Annotated in this window: 16 protein-coding genes and 1 tRNA gene; 14 read left to right on the forward strand and 3 right to left on the reverse strand. The window is 53.2% G+C overall.

Features of this window, described 5'->3' with window-relative positions; genetic code table 11:
• Positions 1–134: 134 nt before the first annotated feature.
• Genes HMPREF3039_RS10505 through HMPREF3039_RS13880 form a run of 4 tightly spaced genes read left to right on the forward strand, consistent with a single transcriptional unit; the run spans position 135 to position 8,160 of the window.
• Positions 135–1,724, forward strand: coding sequence for an alpha-1,2-fucosyltransferase (locus HMPREF3039_RS10505; RefSeq protein ID WP_067982745.1), 1,590 nt, complete (start codon positions 135–137; stop codon positions 1,722–1,724).
• A gap of 12 nt (positions 1,725–1,736) precedes the next feature.
• Positions 1,737–4,100 carry a glycosyltransferase family protein gene (locus HMPREF3039_RS13380; RefSeq protein WP_082770261.1) on the forward strand — a complete coding sequence of 788 codons (2,364 nt, stop codon included), beginning with the start codon at positions 1,737–1,739 and terminating at the stop codon, positions 4,098–4,100.
• A complete protein-coding gene (locus HMPREF3039_RS10515) occupies positions 4,097–7,309 on the forward strand; it encodes a glycosyltransferase family 10 domain-containing protein (RefSeq protein WP_082770260.1) in 3,213 nt (1,070 codons plus the stop codon). The genes HMPREF3039_RS13380 and HMPREF3039_RS10515 overlap by 4 nt, the downstream gene beginning before the upstream one ends.
• A 41-nt stretch (positions 7,310–7,350) precedes the next feature.
• Positions 7,351–8,160 carry a hypothetical protein gene (locus HMPREF3039_RS13880; RefSeq protein WP_147550169.1) on the forward strand — a complete coding sequence of 270 codons (810 nt, stop codon included), beginning with the start codon at positions 7,351–7,353 and terminating at the stop codon, positions 8,158–8,160.
• Positions 8,161–8,268: 108 nt separating this feature from the next.
• Here the strand turns inward: HMPREF3039_RS13880 and HMPREF3039_RS10525 are convergent.
• A tRNA-Ser gene (locus HMPREF3039_RS10525) sits at positions 8,269–8,356 on the reverse strand.
• A gap of 237 nt (positions 8,357–8,593) precedes the next feature.
• On the opposite strand from HMPREF3039_RS10525, the gene HMPREF3039_RS10530 reads away from it, so the two are divergent.
• On the forward strand, positions 8,594–9,019 hold the full coding sequence (locus HMPREF3039_RS10530; protein WP_231863915.1) for a TfoX/Sxy family protein: 426 nt from the start codon (positions 8,594–8,596) through the stop codon (positions 9,017–9,019).
• A gap of 41 nt (positions 9,020–9,060) precedes the next feature.
• On the opposite strand, the gene HMPREF3039_RS10535 is transcribed toward HMPREF3039_RS10530, so the two are convergent.
• Positions 9,061–10,071 (reverse strand): TlpA disulfide reductase family protein, encoded by a 1,011-nt coding sequence (locus tag HMPREF3039_RS10535; RefSeq protein ID WP_067572887.1) that lies wholly within the window; start codon positions 10,069–10,071, stop codon positions 9,061–9,063.
• A gap of 87 nt (positions 10,072–10,158) precedes the next feature.
• Positions 10,159–10,659 (reverse strand): GNAT family N-acetyltransferase, encoded by a 501-nt coding sequence (locus tag HMPREF3039_RS10540; protein WP_067573184.1) that lies wholly within the window; start codon positions 10,657–10,659, stop codon positions 10,159–10,161.
• 193 nt (positions 10,660–10,852) lie between these two features.
• Between HMPREF3039_RS10540 and HMPREF3039_RS10545 the strand changes: the two genes are divergently transcribed.
• The 9 genes from HMPREF3039_RS10545 to HMPREF3039_RS10580 all read left to right on the forward strand — a co-directional run bounded on the left by HMPREF3039_RS10545 (position 10,853) and on the right by HMPREF3039_RS10580 (position 23,269).
• Positions 10,853–11,707 carry a hypothetical protein gene (locus HMPREF3039_RS10545; RefSeq protein WP_067572889.1) on the forward strand — a complete coding sequence of 285 codons (855 nt, stop codon included), beginning with the start codon at positions 10,853–10,855 and terminating at the stop codon, positions 11,705–11,707.
• A gap of 113 nt (positions 11,708–11,820) precedes the next feature.
• Positions 11,821–12,339, forward strand: a complete 519-nt coding sequence (locus HMPREF3039_RS10550) for a hypothetical protein (RefSeq protein WP_147550166.1) — start codon at positions 11,821–11,823, stop codon at positions 12,337–12,339.
• A gap of 178 nt (positions 12,340–12,517) precedes the next feature.
• On the forward strand, positions 12,518–12,655 hold the full coding sequence (locus HMPREF3039_RS13885; RefSeq protein WP_156473617.1) for a hypothetical protein: 138 nt from the start codon (positions 12,518–12,520) through the stop codon (positions 12,653–12,655).
• A gap of 673 nt (positions 12,656–13,328) precedes the next feature.
• On the forward strand, positions 13,329–14,822 hold the full coding sequence (locus HMPREF3039_RS10555) for a hypothetical protein (protein ID WP_067572893.1): 1,494 nt from the start codon (positions 13,329–13,331) through the stop codon (positions 14,820–14,822).
• 574 nt (positions 14,823–15,396) lie between these two features.
• Positions 15,397–17,154, forward strand: a complete 1,758-nt coding sequence (gene argS, locus HMPREF3039_RS10560) for an arginine--tRNA ligase (RefSeq protein ID WP_067573186.1) — start codon at positions 15,397–15,399, stop codon at positions 17,152–17,154.
• Between the two features lie 18 nt (positions 17,155–17,172).
• On the forward strand, positions 17,173–18,777 hold the full coding sequence (locus HMPREF3039_RS10565; protein ID WP_067572895.1) for a tetratricopeptide repeat protein: 1,605 nt from the start codon (positions 17,173–17,175) through the stop codon (positions 18,775–18,777).
• 28 nt (positions 18,778–18,805) lie between these two features.
• Positions 18,806–20,902, forward strand: a complete 2,097-nt coding sequence (locus HMPREF3039_RS10570) for a M3 family metallopeptidase (protein WP_067572897.1) — start codon at positions 18,806–18,808, stop codon at positions 20,900–20,902.
• A gap of 24 nt (positions 20,903–20,926) precedes the next feature.
• Positions 20,927–22,249, forward strand: a complete 1,323-nt coding sequence (locus HMPREF3039_RS10575; protein WP_067572899.1) for a Gfo/Idh/MocA family protein — start codon at positions 20,927–20,929, stop codon at positions 22,247–22,249.
• 336 nt (positions 22,250–22,585) lie between these two features.
• Positions 22,586–23,269 (forward strand): PEP-CTERM sorting domain-containing protein, encoded by a 684-nt coding sequence (locus tag HMPREF3039_RS10580; RefSeq protein ID WP_147550163.1) that lies wholly within the window; start codon positions 22,586–22,588, stop codon positions 23,267–23,269.
• The last annotated feature ends 122 nt before the right edge of the window (positions 23,270–23,391 follow it).

Raw genomic sequence — 23,391 nt, forward strand, 5'->3', positions numbered from 1 at the left:
ATTATCCTGATGCCGGGAATGACATGGTGACGGCGCACTGGTGCACACCTGCCATTATGAATGCCCTGTATACTTTCAGCCACAGGGTCCCCTCAGTTGTCTGCGATGTAGAACATCTCCATTGGAAAGGTGAGATGTTGTTTTATTCCAATGGGGTGTTCCGCCGCCGTGATACTTCCTGTTATGGCTGGTGGAGTATTGGGCAGAAAGAGGAGCTGACGCTGAAATGGCAGATGTGGCCGATGGAGCAGCTTCTTTTAGAAGAAGGTGTCTATGTCGGGTCGGAAATGGAAATTCATCAGCGCCGCGGCATGCCTTCTCTGTACCGATTATGGTCTGAAAGCAAGCTCTCTGCCAGGAGTGCCGAGATCATGGATCAATCTCCTCTGTTGTACATCCACCTGGGCTGTGGCAACCGGAGATTGAATGGCTGGCTGAATTTGGACGCTCCCAACTATGACATTACCCGCCCGCTTCCGTGGAAGGATGATTCCGTGGATGCGTTTTATCTGGAACAGGTGATCGACAAGGTAACTCCCATAGAGGCCTGCCGCTTTTTTGCGGAGGCGTTCCGCTGCCTGAAACCGGGAGGATTTTTACGTTTGAGTTTCCGCGATATTCGTTTGATGCACGGTGTAGTGACCCCAGCGTTCAGGCAATACATGAAAAAACGGCTCCGGGAAAAGCCGGCTTCGGAACATGACTTGTGTACGCTTATGGAAGCGTATCAGCATCAATCCCTGTGGAATACCGATTTTTTAAGCTACTTGCTGGAGGAATTCGGATTCCGGGTTTCACAGCATACTCCGGGGGCTTCCCGGCATCTGCATCTTCAGTGTCTTGAAAGACGCATTGACAGGGATGAACATCCCTTCGACCTGCTGGGTGTCGTTTGTCTGGATGCAGGGAAATCGAAGAAGAGAAGACCCCGTGGATTCCTGTCCCTGCCTTCTGATTCAGACCAGATTTCTCCCGAGTACGTGACGCTGCAATTCATGCCAGGTGCTCGAACAGGCAACTATTTGTTCCAAATAGCCGCCACTTACGCTCATGCGCTCAGAACGGATGTGGGATGCCGCATTCCCTGGCGGCACGATTTGAACACCTGGAAGCTGATGTCTTATTTGGGGGGTGCGTGTTCCCCGTGTCCGGATGGCGGTTATTCCGATCCCGTAACGTACAGGGAATCCAGATTTTCTTACAGGTCCATCCCGGATACGGTCCGTCGCGGCGCGTTGAGCGGCTACTTTCAAAGTGAACGATATTTTAAGGATTTTGCTGAAGAAATACGTTCACTGTTCCAGCCTCTCATCGCACCCGTGCGGGAAAGTACAGCCGGCGTTCATCTGAGAATGGGAGATTACCTTCAGAGAACAGATATGTACCATACACCGGATGCCGCCTTTCTTAATGAAGCGTTTAAAAATCTTTCCGACAATATCAAAACACTGGTTGTTTTTTCCGACTCTCCGGATCTGGCCCGGAAGCTGGTGGAGGGTGTTCCGGAAGCCAGGCGTTTTGAAATAGTCATGGATGAGCATGAAACACTGGACGCCCTGCGGGAATTGACGGCCATGCAGGAACTTGTTCTTTCCTGTTCCTCCTTTTCCTGGTGGGGGGCGTGGCTGGGCTCCCAGCAACGGGTTTTCATTCAAAAACAGTGGTTTACCGGAAATATTGAAGATGAACAGGATATTTTCTGCCCAACCTGGATTAAACTTTAACATTGAAATTTTATGAAATGCGTCTTGATTGTGTCTTCCGGCGAGATGGCGGAAGGAGCTTCCGAACTGCACCGGATGGGATATGAATTGGAACTCTATCCTTCCACCCGGGATCTTTCATCCTTGAAGGATACACGGGAGAAGGAAAGCGCCGCATTTATCGGACGGGATCCTTGTTCCGCGGAACGCTCCCATGTCCGTTCCCTGAGGGCATCCTTCATCCAGGTATTGGAAGACAGGAGATATGCCGGAAATGACTTGATTATCTTTGGAGAAAGCGATGCCGTTCCCATGGTGGCTTCATCACGTTTGGAGACGGCTTTGAGGAAAGAGATGGAGGAGCACCCGGAAACGGATATTTTCAGACTCTTTCACCATGCCGTCTGGTCGCCTCAGGGAAATCCGTTTGAGTCTGATGAACTTTTGTTTGAAGATTTCAAAACGGGAGGGACCGACTCCAACACGGCCTATGTATGGGGAACGCATGCCATGGTAATTCCCTCTTGCAAGCGGAAAAAAGTCATTCAGGTTTTTGCCGATTATCGGCTACCAACAGATGTTGCGTTGGAGGCGGCCAACAGCAGTGGCGAACTCAATATTCGGGTTGCCCGTCACAATTTGTTCTACCAGCATGAACGGACAAAAAAAAGACCGGCCTGCCGTATTGCGGCCTGCCTTGCTTCCTACAGGCGTTTGGCGGATTTACAGAGGCAAATCTGGTGCATGATGGACCAGAGCTATGAGAATTTCCATGTTTTTGCCGCTGTTAAAGGCATCCCGGAAACAACATACCGCAAGACCGTTCTTCCTCTTTTTGAGCATTTCATCCAGGAAGGACGGCTGACGATGAGACTGTTCCCGAACAAAAACCAGCTTTCCAACTTTTTAGATACAGTACGGGGTCTGGATATCTCCAACTACGACCTTTTTGCCAAAATTGACGACGATGATTTGTACGGAAGGGACTATTTTAAATCCGTCAATGACTTTCATCAGCATCTTCCTCCGGAATTCAGCAGTTATTACTGTGGCTTTGGCCAATATCTGAACAACCGTGGGGGATATCCACTTTGCGGGAATGGCTTTTTCAGCTGTTTCGGTCCCACCATGGTATTCAGCAAAGATGTCCTTGAAAAATTAATCACCTGTGAACAGGAGCCCGGAAGAATCTCCGAGATTTTTCCAAGGCTGGGACATTCCGGATACGGGTTTACGGAAGATAATCTCATGCATAAGCTCATGATTGACACCGGGAGTTGCAACCGTATCCGTTACGTACAGGAAATGTCTCTTCCGATGCATTTGGTTATTCAGACCAACAATGCTTCCGTGATACGTGGGGGCCTGGTGCCGGGAGACTTCCGGGGAAGAAATTGGCACATTTCTACCAGCCGGGCCAATGCCGAATCGCTCATAGAAATCAGTCATCCCCAATGGTACGACATTGTACGTATTTTTGGCGGCAGGGCATGCCGTTTTCAGAGGAATGACTGGGCTGACGTCCTTTCCTTAACCGATGAAGAAGTGACCCTTAAATGGGACCAATGGGGAACGGAGACATTCAGAAGGAAAGAAGACGGTTCGTTTTTCCTTTCAGAAAATGGAAATCAGCAGCATTCTCCTTCCTCACGGAAAAGGAAAGTGGCTGTACTATATATCTCTACAGGGCGCTATATAACCTTTTGGAAAGATTTTTATGCAGCCTCCAAGCAATATTTCCTGCCAGGCCACGATGTCCGCTATTTTCTGTTCACGGATCATGATGAAGTAAAAACTGCTGATGATGTAACGCTTGTCAGCAAGCCGTTCTATCCCTGGCCGATGGAAACCTTAAGGCGGTTTGAGACTTTCTTAAGTATTGAGAAAGAATTGCAGGAATATGACTACATTTATTTTATGAATGGTACGTTATTGCCGGTCTCTCCCATTGGAGAGGAAATCTTTCCGAATGATCGGCAGGGACTTGCCGTGACTCTTCATCCGGGATTTTACGAACTTCCCCTTTCCTGTTATCCCTATGAAAAAAATGGAATGTCCGAAGCGCGAATTTCTCCCGGACAGGGGGAATACTATGTCGCCGGAGGTTTCAATGGAGGAAAGGCCAAGGACTTTCTTTCCATGTGCCAGGAATTGGCCGGGGCCGTCAAACGGGACCTCGACAATGGAATTATAGCTGTCTGGCATGATGAAAGCCACATCAACAAATATGTGATTGGCAGGCATCCCCTTGTTCTGGGACCGGAATATTTGTTCCCTGAGACTCTGGTATTTAACCGCTATCATCTTATGGGGCTCAAGCATAGGGTTAAAATCCTGGTGAAGGATAAATCGCTTTCCAAATATGGGGGGCACGCGTGGTTGAGGAAGCAGTCATGAATGGCAAGAAACCGACGCGTGTGGCCTTTGCCGACTTTTGGCAGGGATTCAATCCGCATGATTCCATTTTATCAGCAGTCTTAAGGGAGAGACTGAATATGGTCATTGTGGATAGGCAGGATGAAGCCGATTTGCTGATTTACTCCGTCTTTGGAAATGCATACCGCCAGTTTAAAGGCGTCCGGGTTTTCTATACGGCTGAATCTGTAAAACCGTTGTGGGATGAATGCGACTATGCTATTTCATTCATGAGGGAGGATGTCCCCTATCCCGAATGCCATTTGCGTCTTCCCAACTGGATGGGAAGGGATTATATAAAAAGGACTGGGGTAGTGGAACAATATCCCAAGGATAAAAGATCTCTTTTGTCCAGGCACACGCGTTTTTGCAACTTTGTATATTCCAATGGGAATTCTCCGGAAAGAATTCACTTTATGCGTCTTCTTTCCCAATACAAGCCCGTAGATTGCGGAGGTACGGTGCTGAACAATATGGGAGAATGTGTGCGGGACAAGATCGCCTTTTGTTCATCCTATAAATTCACGATTGCCTTTGAAAACTATCCGGCTGCCGGTTACACTACTGAAAAACTGATTGACTCTCTGGCCGCCCTTTCCCTCCCCATTTACTGGGGTGCACCCGATGTCGGAAAGGAGGTCAATCCATCACGGTTTGTCAATGCCGGGGATTTTTCATCCCCGGAAGCCCTGGCTGAATACATTATCCGTCTTGACCAGGATGAAGAGCTCTATTTGAGTTACATGAATGGTCCCGTCTTTGCTCCCGGCAGCCCGGACATCAAGGAATACATGCGCCGCCTGGAGAATTTTTTTTCCATGGTTGCTTCCAACGGGAAAATACGCCGTGCCGGCAGGCCGTCCATCAAGGTCAAGTGCCTGCATTATGGTCATCCCATCATGCCCCGGTATGACGACGGCAAGCAATGGTCGGGAAAAATGGAACTCAAGCTGCTCCGGATGCTGAAAAAATCCGTTTCTACTGTCCTTGCGCCAGGTAAAGAAGGCTCAGCCTCGCATTTGATTCCTAAACTGGCCGTTATTCCGGCCAAAAAAGACTCGGAACGTTGTCCCGGCAAAAACTGTCGGTTATTTGCAGGGCGCCCCTTGTTTCTTTATTCCGTTTCGTATGCCATACAGGAAGGATTTACTCCGGTTGTCAGTACGGACAGTGAAGATGTCATGGAACGCTGCCGCCGGGAAGGCATCCGATATTTCCGGGAAACGGTGGATGACCGGAGAATGGAAAATTGCGTTCGCCAAGTTCTGTCCAGATTATCTTGTGAAATATTGGCCGTCCTTCAGCCGACTTCTCCTTTGCGCAGGGCAGGACTCTTGCGTCAGATGGCGGAAGACATGGAAAAAGGGGAAATTCACTCAGCCTATACGGCCCATAGAATTAAAATGATCGGCCATCTGGATGGGCAATTTCACGTGGCTCATCGCGAACAGGATGCCAGGAAATTTTTCTATTTCTTTGATGGCAATATTAATATTATCACACAGAAGCATTTTCAGGAATCCGGCACTCTGTTTGATAACGGTTCCCGCCCGTATTCAAACGATTTTCCCTGTTGTTTGCAAATTGATACGGAAGAGGAATGGAAGCTGTTGTCAAGATTGAGCGGAAATGAAGAATATCAGCGTTTTCTGGCTTCTGAAGGACACAAGAAACGAGTATGCATCATCTCCAATAAACGGAATTTGAAACGCAATTATTCAGCATTTGTTGATTCCTGTGACCAGGTCATGCGGGTTAGTAAAATGGATAACCTGAATTCCGGTTTAGCGGGAACAAGAACGGATATCCTTTTGATTTCATGCTTTCCCGGGTATCTGGCTTTTTCTCCTGCGGAAAGGCATATGGATATGCTTCCTGAAATCCCGGAAATCTATTTCAATAATGAAGAATTGGAGTATTCCAATGAATTTGCCTGCCGGGAAGGCTTGAAAAACTGGAAATTCATGCCGGGAGCAGTTCATCGGAGTACCCCTAACTTCACGACATTGAGCAAAGCTCTTTGCCTGGCGGATTATCTGTTTCCGGATGCCCAACTTTATTATTTGGGAGATACGGATATGAATTTGAGGGCTTGCGGGAGCCCCAAGCACCATGCATCTGTGGAAAATGCCTATATTCAGTCTCTCATCGCCCATGGAAGGGTAATTCCCATTCTGGAGGATGAGGCCGGGGAATTTCATTATTCCTCTCCTCTATTGCCGGGTTCCGCTTCTTTAGAGACTCCCTCAATGCCAGAGGAATCCGTGCAGGACATTGTCATCAGGCATCCCCAATGGACGGATCAATTTCGTATACAGGGGAAACGGGGACGCAGGCTCCACCGCAATGATACCGCAGCCATTCTTCACCATGATGAAGAAAAGCTCGTTCTTCAATGGGACAACTGGGGAAGGGAGGAATTTTATGAAACGGAAAAGGGAAAATACCAATACCTGAATTACCATTGTTCCTCTTCCATTAATGAAGTGAACAAATATGCGGATGAATTGCTCATTAATCTCTATGACGGCAATAATTCCGTATTCCGTAACTTGCGGAATCCCTTCATGGGCATTAAACATCATCAATGGGAAGGGCTTCTCCTGCTGGACCGCATGCAGCTTGATATCGCACATGAAATAAGGAAGATGCCCGGACTCAAATCCATTCTTCTGACAGGCATTTGCAAGGATGCCCTCATGGCCCTGATTTTGGCCTTCCGGTTGAAAAAAGATTTTCCTTATCTTCACCTGGGCGTTTGGGGATGTCCCTGGCCGCTTGATTTTAGCGGCGAATCACCTATGCATCAGGGAAAATACATCTCTCCGGCGCATGAACAGGTAAGGAAGAAAAAAACGTTTTTGTCTCTTTTCCAACGTTATGGAGATCCTCTGGCGATACTGCGGCAGGAAAAATTCTCCGGTCTGCACCTGTTTGGTTTTTACAGTTCAAATCCACATTGGGACTGTGATGCAGAAGCAACAAGAAGATTAGAGCCTTATCTGACAAAAACATATGTTCATCACGCTGAAAATGATGAGGACATTGCCCTCGTTCATGGAAAAATCACACAATTGGTAAAGCAAAAACCGGAATTGATTCATTCATGGATGAACGAAATGTTTCATAAAATAACGCAAAGCGGATGCGGAGAAAATTCAAGTGAATCTGCAACAAGCATGTCCGCCTGAAATTATAATATCATTCATATTTAAACACTGCCAGGATCAACATGAAATCTCTCATACAAACAGCAGGCTCTTCGGAAGAAAGGTTGGAACGGATAGGCTTTCTCCGTATTCTCAATGAAGAAAACACTATTATCCCCTGCCTTTTAAGTGTAGCTCCCGTTCTGGATCATGTCGTTATCCTGTGGTCGGATACGGAAGACCGCAGTATGGAACTCATGGAAAAATGGAAACAGCATATTGAAGATAAATATGAGTGTCGCCTGAGTTTTCTTTATTATCCGCATCATGTGGTTCCCCCTCATTCAGTAGATGATTTAAGGGCTCTTCCCAGGGAAAACAGAATTGACACCTACTTGAATTTCGGAATGGATTTCATTAGTGGTCTTTACGCTGGAAAATCATTCTGTGTCGGCAAAGTGGATGCTGATCAAATTTATTTTACACAGGAATTGGAAGCGGCTTATCAAATGGTAGGCAAACCGGAGGATTGCGTTTCTATCCGGGGGCATAATACTCTGGTTTTCCAGAAAAGATTCATGATTTATGGGCCACGTCCGGGAAACGGAGGAGGTGATTCATTCATTTGCGGCATGAACAATTTACCCCGTTATGGAATTGCGGCGCCTTACGAAGTGGATATTACCTGCCATCCCTGCATAAAATCCTATCCCAATACCTGCTGGATGCACTTTATGAAAAAAGCCAGATACGGAAACGTAATTCGGGACTTTCAGGAAAATGAAGTCATTCCTCTTTCTCAAAATCCTGGTTTGGTGAATCGTTTCCGGACTCATATTCTTCCGTTGCTGGAGGAAGCGGAAAGTCCGTACGTGGATCTATCCCTGGATTAAGTCCATAACGCAACATTTGGTGTCGGAATGTATCTCCCCGGAACAAGCTTCAGAGGGGAGACGTTGCCTCATACCGGGGGGACAACCTATTCTGCACATGGGAAAAACTGGCGGAGAGAGTGGGATTCGAACCCACGGTGGGTTTCCCCACGGCGGTTTTCAAGACCGCTGCATTAAACCGCTCTGCCATCTCTCCATGCAAAAAGCGTGGGCGTAAAGTATCTTGAAAATTTTTTGCTGTAAAGCCTGTTTTATGTTCCGCATGAGTTCAAAGCGGCAGGAGAAGAAGTGCCCCACTACTGTGAACGGGATGAGGACGGATTTGTGGTGGTTTCAGGGACAGGCGGCAGGTGCGGTTTTTCCGTGAAAGGTTCCAGAATCGCCGCAGGATTGAAAACGGATGATGGAAGAACGGATTCCATAAAAACGCATCATGGAGGCAAAAGGCGTCCGTTTACAGCTTGCAGGGCAGGCCGTGAATATGGGAGTATGGGACATGGCTTCGTCTCCGGATTTTGTAGAATATGTTTGTTTCCAGCTCCGGCATGCCGGGGAAATTTCCTTCAAGAAAATGTTCGGGGAGTACGGTTTGTACTGTGACCGGAAATATTTCGGGTTGATATGCGGCAACCAATTGTTTGTGAAGGTGACGGATCCCGGGCTGGAAATGCTTCCGGAACAGGAGCAGGGCAGTCCCTATCCCGGCGCCAAACCGCATTTCCTGATGACGGAACTGGACGATGACCGGGCTCTTTCCTCTTTTGTCCGGAAAACATGCTCCGTTCTTTCGGCTCCCGACGTTTTATCCGGCGGGAAAAAGAATAAAACTTCCGGAGCAAAAAGAAACAGGCGTCTGTGACGCCTGTTTGTGTCGGAAATGGGACTGTCCGGCGGAAAAGGTTATTTTTCGTCGGAGGAGGGAGCGGCCAGGGCTGAAAGGGATTTTTTCAGGTTGGCCGCCACGGTCTGTGTGGCTTCGTTGTCGGACTCCGCGAATTTGTCCACGGCCTGTGTCAGGGATTTGAGGTCCGCTTCCGTCACCTTGCGTCCTTTGGCCTTGCGTTGTTCCAGCGCGGATATCTTTTTATTGATGTCCGCCAGCCTGGGCAGGTCCTTGTTGGCTTTCAGGGTTGCCAGGGCTTCATCGAACTCCTTGACGGACGGCACGGCGGTTTTCAGGCGCGTGATGGCGGTGACCGCTTCCAGAGGGTTGGAATTGATCTGGCCCTGCACCATGTCTTTGGCGTCCCCCAGCCAGTCGTCAAAGGCGGCGCACACGGCCTGTGCTTCCTCGTCGTCCGTCTTTTTTCGCAGGGGTGTGATTTTGGACTCGATGTTGCTGCCGTTGGAGACGACCGTTTTTGCCAGTGATTTGTACTTGTTCAGCTCCACGTCTTCCAGAATGGGAAGGCCGCGTTCCGCCTTGAGCACTTCCTTTTTCACCAAGTTGTAAAGTTCGGGCGGGTAGCCCTTGGCAACGACTTTTCCATTGGCCCCGATCAGGACGGCATGGGGCAGGCCGCCCGGGCAGGAGGCCGCCGGAATATCCAGCCCCTGGTAAACGGGGAAGGAGATGTTCTTTTCTTCCAGGAACTGCTTCACCCTGGGGGAAAGCCCCTGCCTGTGGCTGCCCACGACGGTGAAGCCCTTGGACTGGTATTTATCCTGGAGTTCCTGAAGATGCGGCATGCTGGCGATGCACGGCGGGCAGTTGATGCCCCAGTATTCAAAAAAGACGACTTTCCCTTTCAGGCTGGAAGCCGTGATTTTCGGGCCGTGGATGTACTTGCTGTCGTCAAAGGCGGGGTAGGTGACCTTGGCTCCCTTGCCGGTTTCCGCCGCATGAATGCATGCCGGCGCCGTAACGGCGGCCAGGGTTCCGGCAAGAAAAAGAGTAGTCAGGGTTCTCATATGGAGGAATGATGGAACACTTTCCGTTGAGAGTCAAGCAGGGAACATGCGTCTCGCCGGAAGTGCGGGTTTCCTGGGCCGGAGCTCTCAGGCAATGTCCAGACCCATGATATAGTCCGTCATGTAGTAGCCGTGGCCGATGTGGAAGTCTCCGCGTTCCACTTCCTTCATTCCCATGCGGTTGTAAAATTCGACGGCCCTGGTGTTGTACCTGTTGACGTTCAGGCGCATCTGGCAGGGGGCTGGATGGATGCCCTTAATGTAGCTGACTGCCTGGCGGAACAGATAGCTGCCGATGTGCTTTCCCTGGAAGCCGGGCAGCACGTAAATCTTCTGCAGGTGGAAGACGCCCGGTCCCTCCAGCTGCACGGAAAGGTAGCCGCAGTATTCCCCTTCGTGGGTGGCGATGAAGTACACGTGTCCTTCCTCCATCTGCTTGAGCAGGTTGGCGGGGGAATACATCCAGTCCATCATGAATTCCATCTGGTCCCGGGAAAGGAGGTCCCGGTAGGTGGCGGGAAAAGCCTGCTGTGCCAGTTCGTGGATGAGCATGATGTCGTCTTTGGTGGCTTGGCGGAGTGTCGGCATGGCTACGGATGTTACATGGAAAGGCTTTTCATGAAAAGTGCGGCTTCCGTCCGCCGCCGGAATTTTCCGGCAATGGCTGACTTTTTTCTCCATGTTTCCGGACCGTGGCCTTACCATGAATGACACAGGCTTTTTTGACGGAAACCGTGGGGGAATCCTGTCTGTAATGTGAGCACCGTATGCACATCCGATCATGAGAGAACCCTATCCCATACAACAATGGCTCCCCGCGGGGCCGCTGAGGGACATGGGGGAAAAATATGTGAGCGGCCTTCCGGACGTGGCGCAGAACCCCATCGGGCCGGAATCCCTCATGCACCAGTCCGACCACTCCTGGACGGAATACCTGGTGGCCTACTCCCTGCTGTATCCGTGGGTGGTGATCGCGCTGGGCCTGCTGGGCGGCCTGGCCCTGGGGGCCTACTACCTCTTTTGCCGCCGCCGGGAATACGACCACCGCATTTTTTGCTCCAAATGCGGCACCATGATGTACCCGTGCGGCCTGCACTGCCCGAAATGCGGCACGCCCAACCCTTCTCCCCGCGCCCTGAACTGGATCGGTTATTCCAGGCTGCGCACCGTGATTCCGTCCACCGGATGGAAAAGGCATGAGGAAGTCCTCCGCAGCTACCGGCGGTGCTTCTACTGCGGCCAGCCGCTCCATGAGCCTACGCTGAACCAGTGCTGCCCCGCCTGCGGAAAGGCGGTGCTCCAGGGTGAACAATCCGTGGACCGGTATGATGCGTATGTGGGCCGCCGCAGGGGCTGGACCTTCGCGGCCGTGGTCGTGCTGGGGGTCATTCCCATCCTGGGGCCGCTGCTGGCCTCCTCCCTGTACAAGAGGACGCTCATCAACCCGTATTCCCTGTACATGACCGTATTCAGGGAAAGCTTCCTGATGGTGGTGCTCTTCCTGTGCCGCCACCTGTTCCGGCTCCTTCCCTTCATCGGAATTATCGGCATGCCCGTCCTCTGCGTGACGGAATACCACCTGTACCGGCGCATGTTCCTGTGGAAGACGGAGAAATATGACTTCGGGGAGAAATGAGGAAATCCTGTAAAGGCATTTTTTCCCGGTGCGGTATTTCCGGTGCATGCAGGGGGGATGATGGGCTGCGGGATTGACTTGGAATCCGGGCAACGTACCTTTCCTTCATGCAGATGCGTTACGTCCTGTTGCCCTTCCTGGGCATTTTTTGTTTGGCTCTGGCCTCCTGTTCCGTTACGTACGGCAACAAATCCGTGGCGTCTCCTGCGGTATACGGTACCCTGGTTCCGGGAAAATCCTCCAAGGCGGACGTTTACGACGCGCTGGGGCAGCCCTCCGACGTGGTAACCATGAGAAACGGCGTATTGTGGACCTTCCGCTACAGGAAGGCCAAGAATGATGTTCTGGGCAATATTCCCCTCTTTGGCGTCAACCTGATCGCCGGCGGTAAAAACGGAGACGTTTATACGGTGCTGGCCCTGTTTGACCGGCAGGGCATCCTGGCCTCCCGCTCGGAGGGGCGGCAGAAGCTGTACACCTCCAACCTGGCTTCCCTGAAACGCACTCTGGACGGCATGATTGAGGACGATTCGTCACACCGGCGCGTGGAAGCGGAGATGAAAAAAATAGGCCTCCCCTTTGATCCGGACGCCGCCAAGGAGGCAATGCTTCTGGAAAAGTCTCTTGATTAAAGCATTGCGTTCTTTTCATATCTTATTGTATTAGGTATGACAAGGAATTGTTTTTTTCTATTGGACTAAACTTACTGCTTACAGTAAGCAGGCGGCGTTCCCCACGGGGACGGAAGGGGTTCTTCCTGAACGCCCCCCGCTGCCGGAGGGAACAAACCCTAAACAAGATAGAATGAAAATGAAAAGAAAACTGGCATTGGTTCTGGCGAAGGCTTTCTCCGGAAAGTCCGTGCCGGGAAAGAAACGGGAAAAAGAGGCGAAGGCCTCCAAGAAACTGGAAGCATGGCTGAAGTCTTCCAGAATGCGGTCCTTCTAGGGAAGGCCTGCTGACGGAAATGGCGGATTCGGGCGCTGGACGCCCGGTTCGCCAAGAGGGACGGGGAGAAAAATATTAAGTCTCCCCTTTTTTCATCGTACGATGGAACGATGACGCGCTTGAATGGGACGATGGGGACGGCCGGGACATTTGGGGCGGATTGGGAAGGAAGGACGGATGGATGAAGGGCGTTTACTGCCGAAAGGAGGCGGATACAGGCGGCTTCTTTCATTCCGCAAGGCCTAAATCATTGACGATTCAACGGTAGCTTTTTGCAGGCTCTACCTGAACTGTGATGCACGTACCATTGACCAGATGGTGCAGGCGGCGCGTTCCGGCAAGCAGAATATGGCGGAGAGGAAGATGCCGTGTTTCCGGAAGTAGAAAGATTACTCCAATCTCGACGTTTTACGCAGGATGCTATTTCTGCCAAGTAGGCGGAAACTTTTAAGAAAGTGGCATTGCTCTTTGCCGTTTTGACCGACAAATGGAAATCGCTCCAAGTCCGGACAAGCCTATCATCTCACCATCAGAGAAAACGGAATATCTCCAGAATCAAGGATGAATTGATTTAAATGTGAAAGCAGTCAACGCCCGGGCTGGACGCAAGCTTTTGAGGACGAGACAGCGATGGAATTATTCAGCCACTTTACCACAAACAAAAAGCATAACCATGAATAAAATTAATACAATAAATGGAATCCTCATGACATCTCGGGATGAATTGAATGAGCACGTGGAGGACGGAATTGCGCATGTCACAACGGAAGAACGAGCGACGTGGGATGCAAAGATGAACAGCTATCACCGGGGACCGCTGACATTGTATTGGCAGGGCCAATTTGCCGATGAGCGAGCTAGTTTGACCATGTCTCCTGATAATGGCACTATTTCATGGGAAGACCCCACTACTCCGTACAAGAGCATCTATTTGCCGATGCTTATCGAACATCCCACCGATGCTTCGGCGCACGTGACTGCAGCTGAGAGAGTAACATGGAATTCAAAGGCGGACGCCTCCGCCATTTCTGACAAGGTCGATACGGTGACTTTCAATTCCCATACCGGAAATGGCATTGTGCATGTCACGGCGGAAGAACGTGCCGCCTGGAATGCAAAACAAGATGCAATCGTAGACAGTGCCGGAAACATGACGCTGTCCGGAGGCTTGACAACGGGAGCCGTTATCAACGCCAATGGCGGTGTTCGCATGCAAAACGCAACCGCATTCACATCCAATCAATCCGGCGTTAACAAATATGCCGCTATGGGGTTCGGAGCATTGCAGCAGTATGGCATGCAGACCCTCTATATTGATCCGGCACAGTCCAGGCTGGGCAATGGGTCTACTCTATTGCCGGTAGTTGTCCCTGGACAACTATACAAATTACAAACAAGTCTTAATAACCGGCAGTCAAGTCGTGCCCTTGTCAAGACTTGTGGCGGATGCATGCCCTTAGGAAGTGGTTCCGGTTATAATCAATACCGGGGAATATACCTCCCGTTCAATTGTGATAGAATTTACACCGAGAACACTGATAATCCCTACTGGATCAAGTATACTTTTGCAACCACCCGCTACGAAAGTGTTTTATCGTCAGGGTTTAGAGACGCCCTGGATGATTGGGATTGCTACATATCAGATTCTCTCCAGCCTAATTTAAACATGGCTGTTATTGAAATTGCTATGTTGGGAGGAGACAATCCTACCCAACAAAGTACTTTCCGCGTGCGGATACAATATTCAGATGGAACTAATTTTAAAGTAAAAACAACTATTTCCATATTGAATAATTTCCACATGAATGAAAAGGGCATTGCCGGATTTCTCATACAGGGTTCAAAAAATGGCAAATGGTTCGGAGAGACAGAAGAAAGCGGGAAGGTATATATGATCCGTAATGGTATCACTAGGACTGGAGCCGTGTCCTGTCTTGCAACATTCCCAATGCCGGAAGCGTTTGCAGCATATCATAATATATACGTCAACAGTTATTGCAATAATGTCATCTTCTTCCGTAACCCAATAATGAATTTCAAGATTGGGAAAGAAGAAATTTCTAATCCGTTATTTGACGCTCTGGAAAGTGAGGTAAGCATGAATTACGGAGACGGAATCATATCGGAAACAATAGAGGATTACGTAATGCCGGATTACAGCAATTAACCTGTAACCATGATAAACGATGTTAAAATATAGATACAGTTCCCCGTTCCCGGAATCTTGACGGGATCAACCTGGCCGCAGTGATGAGGTGTTCTTGATATTTCTAGAAATTTCCAGGCAGATGATGCAACTGCTATCGTCAACAAGACTGAAGTCCATGGAATGATGGTCGTTATCCGGCCCAACAGAAATCGAAAAAAACAGAAGGATTGCGAGCGCCATCTCAGCAAAGGCAGGCATTTGGCAAAGAATGCTTTCCTTAAACTTAAACGATGGAGGGCCGTGGCTAGGAGCTTTGCTGAGAACACTTCGTCCTGTTTGGTTATCGTGCAGATCAGATGTCTGATGCGGTAGCTTAATAACCCTTAACTACGCTAATAGAGGAAAAGGATGATCCGGCTGCGGAAACAAAGGAGGAAATCGGGAAGTTTGTAAAATCAATTATCTCGCCGGTCTCATTCTTCCCAGTGGGGCGCTCCGGCAATTTCCGGGCTGAATTGCGGGTCAAAAGGTATGTCTTCATGACAGTTGCGCCTTGACTACGGCGGTGGAATGTCCGTTCATCTGGGCAGACATGACCATACCCGGAATACTTGAAGAAAAGTTATCGGCCGCATTGAAGGCGGTATTGGGGGCGGACCTTCCCGCCGATTTTCGCGCCACCGTGGCTCCGTCCGCGGACTTGCGCTTCGGGGACTACCAGAGCAACGCCGCCATGGTTCTGGCCAAGCGGTGCCGAGCGAATCCCCGCGCGCTCGCCCAGCAGGTGGTCGACCAGGCGGGGGAGGACGATGTCTGCTCCCTGGAAATCGCCGGACCGGGCTTCATCAATTTCCGCATCAAGCCGGAATTTTACGCCTCGCGGCTGCTTGCCATGCTGGCGGACGAACGGCTGGGCGTGGAGCAGGTGCGGGACCCCAAAACGATCGTGATCGACTTTTCCGCGCCCAACGTCGCCAAGCCGATGCACGTGGGCCACATCCGTTCCACCATCATCGGCGACGCCCTTTCCCGCGTAGCCCGCTTTGTAGGCCACAAAGTCATTACGGACAACCACATCGGCGACTGGGGCACCCAGTTCGGCATGATCCTGTGGGGCTGGAAAAACATTCTGGATGAACAGGCCCTGGCCGCCAATCCTATTGACGAACTGCTGCGCGTGTACAAGGACGTGAACCTGATGTGCAAAGAAAAGCCGGAACTGCTGGAAACCTGCAAGGCGGAACTAGTAAAGCTCCAGGCCGGGGACGAAGAAAACCTCGCCATCTGGAAACGCTGCGTGGAAGTATCCAAATCCGGCCTTTCCAGGATTTACGACCAGCTTGACATCCACTTTGACTACTGGCTGGGGGAAAGCTTTTACAACGACGCACTGGCCCCTCTGGTGGACGGTATGATCGCCGCCGGGCTCGCCCGCGAAAGCGACGGAGCCATCTGCGTATTTTCCGACGGCTCCGTTCCGCCGAATGAAGACCCTTTCCTGGTTCAGGAAAAGGGCGAGTGGCGCGCCAATCCCTGCATTATCCGGAAGGCGGACGGCGGTTTCCTTTACGCCACGACGGACCTGGCCACGCTGGACCACCGGATCAGGACTTGGGGCGCGGACTCCATCTGGTACGTGGTAGGCGCTCCGCAGGCGCTTCATTTCCGCCAGATCTTCTCCGCCCAGCGCCGCCGCGGCATGGACGGGGATTACCGCCACATAGCGTTCGGCTCCATTCTCGGCGACGACCGCAAGCCCTTCAAGACGCGGTCCGGGGATACCGTTTCCCTTCAGGACGTGCTGGATGAAGCCATGGAACGGGCCGCCCGCGTGGTGGAGGAAAAAAGCCCGGACATGCCGGAAGAGGAAAAGAAGCGCGTTTCGGAAATCGTCGGCATCGGCGCCGTGAAATTTGCGGAACTCTCCCAGAACCGGATGACGGACTACGTATTCAACTGGGACAAAATGCTGGCCCTCCAGGGGGACACGGCCCCCTACCTTCAGAACTCCTACGTGCGCGTCCGCTCTATTTTCAGGAAGCTGGACGGCGCTCCGCTGGACTGGACCGCTCCCGTGGAGCTCTCCCGGGACGCGGAAATCCACCTGGCAAGACTTCTCGCCCGTTATGGGGAAGTCGTTCCGCAGGTGCTGGACGACTGCCGTCCGAACATCCTGGCCGCCTACCTGTTTGATCTGGCCCGCGCCTTCCATTCCTTCTATGAAGCCTGCCCGGTCCTGAAATCGGAAGGCGCCGTTCGCCATTCCCGGCTGGCTCTGTGCGAGCTGACCGCCAGAACGCTGGAACACGGGCTGGGGCTGCTTGGCATCCGCGTGCCGGACAGAATGTAACCAACACCGCCTTATCCCATGCAGTTCCCCTTCAACCGTGTTTTTCTGGCTGCCGCGTGCGGCTTGTGTGCGGCTCTTTCCGCAAATGCCGCTCCCTGGCTGGACCGTCCCGTCCTGAATACATGGAAGAAAGATGCTGCTGCCGTTCGTCCGGCTCAGGCCCCGCCGCTGCCTCCCGGCGTGGAAATGATGGCCGTCTGCACCTCTTCCCCCGCGGCCCAGCCGCTGGTGTTGGAAGGGATGACGCACCTGCTCACCTTCGGCGACATGAAGGCGTACCGGAAATTTTCCGCCGCCCTGAAGCTGGACCCCGACTGCCTGATGGCCCATTGGGGTGTATGCATGAGCCTCATGGCGGCAGGGCCGGAATTCCAGAAGGAGCGCGTGGAATCCATGAAAAGCATGAAGGAACTGGCGCTTCATCCCGCCTTCCCGGAACATGAACGGGCTTATGCGGACGCCCTGGCCGTGCTTCTCATGGATGGCCCGGAAGAAGCCCGCAAGGCGTGGAAAACTCTGTACGAAACATGGCCGCGTGACCCTTACGCCCCCCTGTTTTACGCCATGCTCCTGCGGGACGGCTTTGACGACCGGGGCAAACCCGGAGAGGGGCAGGAGGAAGCCGTCCGTATCGTGGACGAAGTGCTGAAAAAGCGTCCCGGCTCCCAGGCGGCCCTGTTCATGCGCGCTCTGCTGGATGAAGTGGCTTCCGTCATCCCTCCGGAAACGGTGGAAACCGCCCGCAGGGCCGTGGCCTCCAACCCGCAGTCTTCCTCCGCCCATCACCTGCTGGGCCATTTCCTGTTCCGCACGGGAGATTACCGGGGCGCCTGCGCCGCCTTTAAAAAATCGGAGGACCTGTGCATAGACTGGGAGAAATCGGAAAAAGCACCCCGCGCCCTCAACGATGCCTACTTTCGTTCCGCCATTTACCGCGCGGTTTCCGAATTCTGCGCGGGCCGTTACAAGGAGGCGGACAGGATAGCCTCCGCCGTCGCCTCCGTTCCTCTGGACACGAAATATCCCCTCGCCCCCGGAACGCTCCTGCAAATATGGGAGGCCAGGAACCTTCCCGTCCGCCTCATGCTGGCCAATCCGGACCTTCCCCGGCAGGAATACGTCCTCAAGGCCTCGCCGGCTCCCCTTCCCAAGGGCTTCCCGGACTTGAGCAACGGCATGATGGCCATGCTCACCCAGTACATGGGGGCCAAATACTCCTCGCAGCAGGGTGGGGCGGCCGCCGTATCCGCCCGCTTTGACAAGCTCTCCGGCATCATCCGCCTTCTGATGGACGGCGCGGCGACGGCCAGGCAGCAAATGAGCCTTTCCTACTGGGTCCGCAGCCTGCAGCTCGGCAACGCGTACGCCATGGAAATCCGCGCCATGATGTTCCCGGAATCCGCCAATATCTGGCTTTCCAACGCCATCCGGGACCAGCGCTTCGCTTCCCTTCTGCTGCCCCCCGTGCTGCCGTATCCGGAAGAATGGATTCTGGCCCGCGCCTGTCTGAAAGCCGGCAAACACAAGGAAAGCCTGGAAATGTGCGAGCAGGGGCTGAAACGCTTCCCCAACCACGCCGGAGTGCTGGAAACCATGAAAAAGGTCCGCGCCGCAGCCAAATAATCCTTTTCAATAAAACCCATTAATCGACATGAACCATCCTTATCTGGACCCCTCCTTCCTGGTCTCCTGGTCCCGGCTGACGCCGGAAGCCATCAAGCCGGACATTACGGAAGCCATCTCCCGCGCCAAGACGAACATCCAGGCCATTTGCGCCCTGCCTCTGGACTCCCTGACTTATGAAAACACATTCGGCGCCCTGGAAAAAGCCTCCGAGGACCTGAACCGCGGCTGGGGCCGCATCATGCATCTGGACTCCGTAAACGACGAACCCTCCCAGCGCGAAGCCATCGGGGAAATGCTGCCGGAGGTGGTGGCCTTCTCCTCCTCCGTTTCCCTCAACCCCATGCTGTGGAAGGTGCTCAAGGCCGCCGCGGCCTGCGACTGGGTGAAAGACCTCTCCCCCGTGAAGCAGCGCTTCATCCAGGAAACCCTGGCGGACTTCCGCGAAAGCGGAGCGGACCTGCCGGATGAAGTGAAACCGGAATATGCGGAAATAGAAGCGCAGCTCTCCCTGAAGACCAAGAAATTTGCGGAAAACGTCCTGGACTCCACCAATGCGTGGGAACTGGTGGTGACGGATGAGGCGGAGCTTTCCGGCCTGCCGGAATCCGCACGGGAAGCCGCCCGCCTGGACGCCCTGGCCAACGGCCACGGTACGGAAGAAAAACCCGAATGGCGCTTCACGCAAAAATTCACCTCCCTTCAGCCGGTTCTGCAATTTGCGGATTCCGACGACTTGCGCCGCAAGGTATGGGAAGGCTCCTGCACCATCGGCAGGGACGGGGAATACGACAACGAAACCCTCATCGCGGAAATCCTGGACCTTCGCGACCGGAAGGCCCGCCTGCTCGGCTTCGGTACCTTTGCGGACTACACCACCTCCCGCCGGATGGCGGCCAGCGGCGCGAACGCCCTGGACTTCGTCAATGACCTGCACGACAAAGTGAAGCCCTCCTTCCTGGCGGATATGGAAGCCGTGCGCCAATACAAGGAGGAAAAAACCGGAAAACCCGTGGAAAAACTCTCCCCCTGGGAAACCTCCTACTGGGCGGAAAAGCGCCGCCGGGAGCTGTACGCCTTTGATGAGGAAGACCTGCGGCCCTACTACTCCGTGGAGAAGGTCATGGACGGCCTGTTCTCCATTTACTCCGGACTGTACGGAATCACGGTAACGCCCAGAAAAACGGCGGTCGTCAAACCCGGGGAAGAAATGCCGGAAGGCGCGGTGGAAGTCTGGCATCCGGATGTGCTGTTCTATGACCTGCACGACTCGGAAACCGGGGAACACATGGGTTCCTTCTATGCAGACTGGCATCCCCGCGACTCCAAGCGCGGAGGAGCCTGGATGAACTGCCTGAGCGTCGGGGAGCCGCCATGCGGCGGCAATCCGCGGGTGCCCCACCTGGGCCTGATGGTCGGAAACATGACCAAGCCCGTAGGGAACAGGCCGGCCCTGCTGTCCCACATGGAAGTGGAAACCGTCTTCCACGAATTCGGCCACCTGCTGCACCAGCTCCTTTCCGATGTGGAAGTGAAATCCCTGGCGGGAACGAGCGTGGCCTGGGACTTCGTGGAACTGCCCTCCCAGATCAATGAAAACTGGTGCTGGGAACGGGAATCCGTGGACCTCTTTGCCGCCCATTATGAAACCGGTGAAAAAATCCCGGAAGAACTCTTCGCCAAAATGCGCGCCGCGCGCAACTACATGAGCGGCACGGCATTCATGCGCCAGCTCTGCTTCGGCAAGCTGGACTTGGAGCTGCATGCCCGCTGGCCCGAATACAAGGGGGGCGCCCTGGAGGAAACGGATGAACGCATTCTGGCGGACTACCGGGTTCCGATGACGCACCGCGGCCCGTCCGTTGCACGCCGCCTCACCCATATCTTTGCGGACCCCACGGGCTATGCCGCGGGCTACTATTCCTACAAATGGGCGGAAGTGCTGGAAGCGGACGCCTTCAGCCGCTTCCTGAAGGAAGGGGTGCTGAACCCGCGGACCGGCCGCGACTTCCGCCGCTGCATCCTGAGCAAGGGCAACAGCAAGCCCGCTGCGGAACTCTACCGGGACTTCATGGGGCGTGATCCCGATGCGGAGGCCCTCCTTGTCAAATCCGGCATTCTTTAAACCGTCCGCCCGTCTGTCACACTCATGCCTGAACAAAAAAGACTCTCCCTCGCCGGCATCGGCTGCGGTTCCCGCACCCGGACCTACATGGAGCTGGCCATGGAACGGAAGGACCGTTACCGCATTGCCGCGGCGGCGGACCCCGTGAAGGAACGCGCGGAAGCCGTGCGGGACTTTGCCCCGGAGGAGGAACGCGCCTCCGTCCGCCTGTTTCCGGATGCGGAATCCCTGCTGGCGCAACCGCGCCTGGCGGACGTCGCCATCATCGGCACGCAGGACGACTACCATTACGTCCCCTGTAAAAAGGCCCTGGAACTGGGTTACAACGTCCTGCTGGAAAAACCCATCGCCAAAACGCTGAAAGAAGCCCTGGAACTGCGCGACCTGGCGAAACGCCTGGACCGCCGCGTGGCCGTGTGCCACGTCCTGCGCTACACCCAGTTCTACCGCACGCTGAAAAAAATCATCGACAGCGGGGAAATCGGAGACATCGTCACCTTCAACGCCAATGAAGGCGTGGGGGCGTGGCACTTCGCCCACTCCTTCGTTCGCGGCCACTGGGGAAACAGCAAAACCTCCACGCCCATGATCGTAGCCAAATGCTGCCATGACATGGACATCCTCTACTGGCTCATGGGGCGGCGCAAATGCCTGTCCGTCGCCAGCTTCGGGGAACTCTCCTTCTTCACGAGGAAGACGCTCACATCCCCGCGCCCGGAACGCTGCACGGACTGGACCGCTCCGGTGGGGGAAGACCCCTGGGACGCGCGCAAATACGCCACGGACGACGAATGCAAACGCTGGCTGGGCATGGTGTACGACCGTGCCCGGGAAGCCACGGCTGAGGAAATCTATGAATGGCTCAAGACCTCTCCGTGGGGCAGGGACTACCTTCAGTGCGACAACGACCAGCCGGACCACCAGGTCTCCATCATGCGCTTTGAAGGCGGCCTGACCGGCACCTTCACCATGACGGCCTTTGAACAGGGGCGCCACATTGAAGTGTACGGCACCAAAGGCAGGATCCGCTCCGGAGCCTTCTACAAGGAAAACGGCCCGGGCGAAATCACCGTGACGCCCCACTTCGGAGGCCGCCCCCGCATCGTGGAATTGGAAGAACTGGAAGGCGGCTACCAGGGGCACGGCGGAGGCGACTGGGGACTGGTGCAGGCGCTGTACGACGACATGTTCACGGTACCCTCCCCGGCAGACATGACTACTTCCATTGAGGAATCCGCCCATTCCCACGTGATGGCCTTTGCCACGGAACACGCCCGCCTGAGCGGGAAGGTGGTGGACGTGGCCGAGTTTGAACGCCGCGTCATGAACGGTGAATTGACGTATTAAACCGTTAACCCGCCATTGTTTTCAAGGGAGCAGGATAGGAAATCCTGCTCCTTTTTTCTATTCTGAGTTGAAGTAAATATTTAATAAGCAAGAGGCAGGAATATGAAAAACATCTGCTGCGGATTTCTAATCCGTGATAAATCAACGCCGCAACGCAAGAATGCTTATGACAGGGAACATAAGGATCATAGGAATGATAGGGGATTTTGCTGCTCCCTGTTATTCCTATTATCCTTATATATTTATTATCCCTAATCAACTTTTCTCCAGATTTTTTCGTTGACTTCCGGATTAGAAATCCGTTATCTATAACCAATAAAATATTAACAGCCTCATATGAAGAAAACTCTATATCTCATAGGTTGCCTCGCATTGCTTCCCGCAGCGGAGGCTTCCACCGTGCTGATGGACCTGTCTCCGGTGGATTCCGGAACTACAGGTTTGAACGCCAACGGGATTACTCCCTCGGATGTATGGGGGTATGATCTCATGTCCTGGCATGGCGTTTGGGAGAAGTCGGCTTTGGCGAACCAGGTTGCGTTCAGCGCCGGAGCTGTCAGTTTGCAGGTTGGGGGCGCGGCCTCCCAGAACACTGGCGGCAACTTTGCCGGGCTCAAATTTTCTTTGGCCCCTGCCGCCGCTCCTTCTGCCTTGTCCTTTGATATTGCCAAAAGCAGTACGTGGGGTTCCGCTCAGTTTGAATGCACCTACACGTGTGACATTTACGGGTTTGCCGCCGACGGCTCTTCCACGGTTATCGGCACCTGGTCCCTGGCGGATGCGGTTGACAACCTGTCTTCCGATGGCATGCACGTTTCCATCGACCTGAATATGGGTGATGCCTCCTATGATTCCTACGGGCTTATTTTTAACGCCTATAAATCAGGGAGCCAGTCAGGGGGCATGGCCGCGTCGATCACCAATCTTCAGATTTCCGGAGAAATGGTTCCTGAACCGGCTACGGCGTCTCTGGGATTGATAGGCCTGGCCGCCATACTGATGCGCCGCCGCAGAGGTTGAGTAGAGCTTGAATGGCTTCTGTTTCCTGGGCTGCATGGAATGCCGGAACAAGGGGAGAAAAAATCTTTCCTGTCCGGTGTCCCGGCAGCTCTTTTTGCTTGTGAAGCGATCCATATGTTGGA

The sequence above is a fragment of the Akkermansia sp. KLE1798 genome (assembly GCF_001580195.1).
GTDB classification, from domain to species: Bacteria; Verrucomicrobiota; Verrucomicrobiia; order Verrucomicrobiales; family Akkermansiaceae; genus Akkermansia; species Akkermansia biwaensis.

Coding starts and splice junctions, on each gene's coding strand:
- argS (WP_067573186.1), top strand. CDS start 15,397: ATGACCATACCCGGAATACTTGAAGAAAAGTTATCGGCCGCATTGAAG.
- HMPREF3039_RS10575 (WP_067572899.1), top strand. CDS start 20,927: ATGCCTGAACAAAAAAGACTCTCCCTCGCCGGCATCGGCTGCGGTTCC.
- HMPREF3039_RS10530 (WP_231863915.1), top strand. CDS start 8,594: ATGGAGGCAAAAGGCGTCCGTTTACAGCTTGCAGGGCAGGCCGTGAAT.
- HMPREF3039_RS13885 (WP_156473617.1), top strand. CDS start 12,518: ATGAAAAGAAAACTGGCATTGGTTCTGGCGAAGGCTTTCTCCGGAAAG.
- HMPREF3039_RS10515 (WP_082770260.1), top strand. CDS start 4,097: ATGAATGGCAAGAAACCGACGCGTGTGGCCTTTGCCGACTTTTGGCAG.
- HMPREF3039_RS10570 (WP_067572897.1), top strand. CDS start 18,806: ATGAACCATCCTTATCTGGACCCCTCCTTCCTGGTCTCCTGGTCCCGG.
- HMPREF3039_RS10535 (WP_067572887.1), bottom strand. CDS start 10,071: ATGAGAACCCTGACTACTCTTTTTCTTGCCGGAACCCTGGCCGCCGTT.
- HMPREF3039_RS10550 (WP_147550166.1), top strand. CDS start 11,821: ATGCGTTACGTCCTGTTGCCCTTCCTGGGCATTTTTTGTTTGGCTCTG.
- HMPREF3039_RS10540 (WP_067573184.1), bottom strand. CDS start 10,659: ATGCCGACACTCCGCCAAGCCACCAAAGACGACATCATGCTCATCCAC.
- HMPREF3039_RS10580 (WP_147550163.1), top strand. CDS start 22,586: ATGAAGAAAACTCTATATCTCATAGGTTGCCTCGCATTGCTTCCCGCA.
- HMPREF3039_RS13880 (WP_147550169.1), top strand. CDS start 7,351: ATGAAATCTCTCATACAAACAGCAGGCTCTTCGGAAGAAAGGTTGGAA.
- HMPREF3039_RS10545 (WP_067572889.1), top strand. CDS start 10,853: ATGAGAGAACCCTATCCCATACAACAATGGCTCCCCGCGGGGCCGCTG.
- HMPREF3039_RS13380 (WP_082770261.1), top strand. CDS start 1,737: ATGAAATGCGTCTTGATTGTGTCTTCCGGCGAGATGGCGGAAGGAGCT.
- HMPREF3039_RS10555 (WP_067572893.1), top strand. CDS start 13,329: ATGAATAAAATTAATACAATAAATGGAATCCTCATGACATCTCGGGAT.
- HMPREF3039_RS10505 (WP_067982745.1), top strand. CDS start 135: ATGTTGTTTTATTCCAATGGGGTGTTCCGCCGCCGTGATACTTCCTGT.
- HMPREF3039_RS10565 (WP_067572895.1), top strand. CDS start 17,173: ATGCAGTTCCCCTTCAACCGTGTTTTTCTGGCTGCCGCGTGCGGCTTG.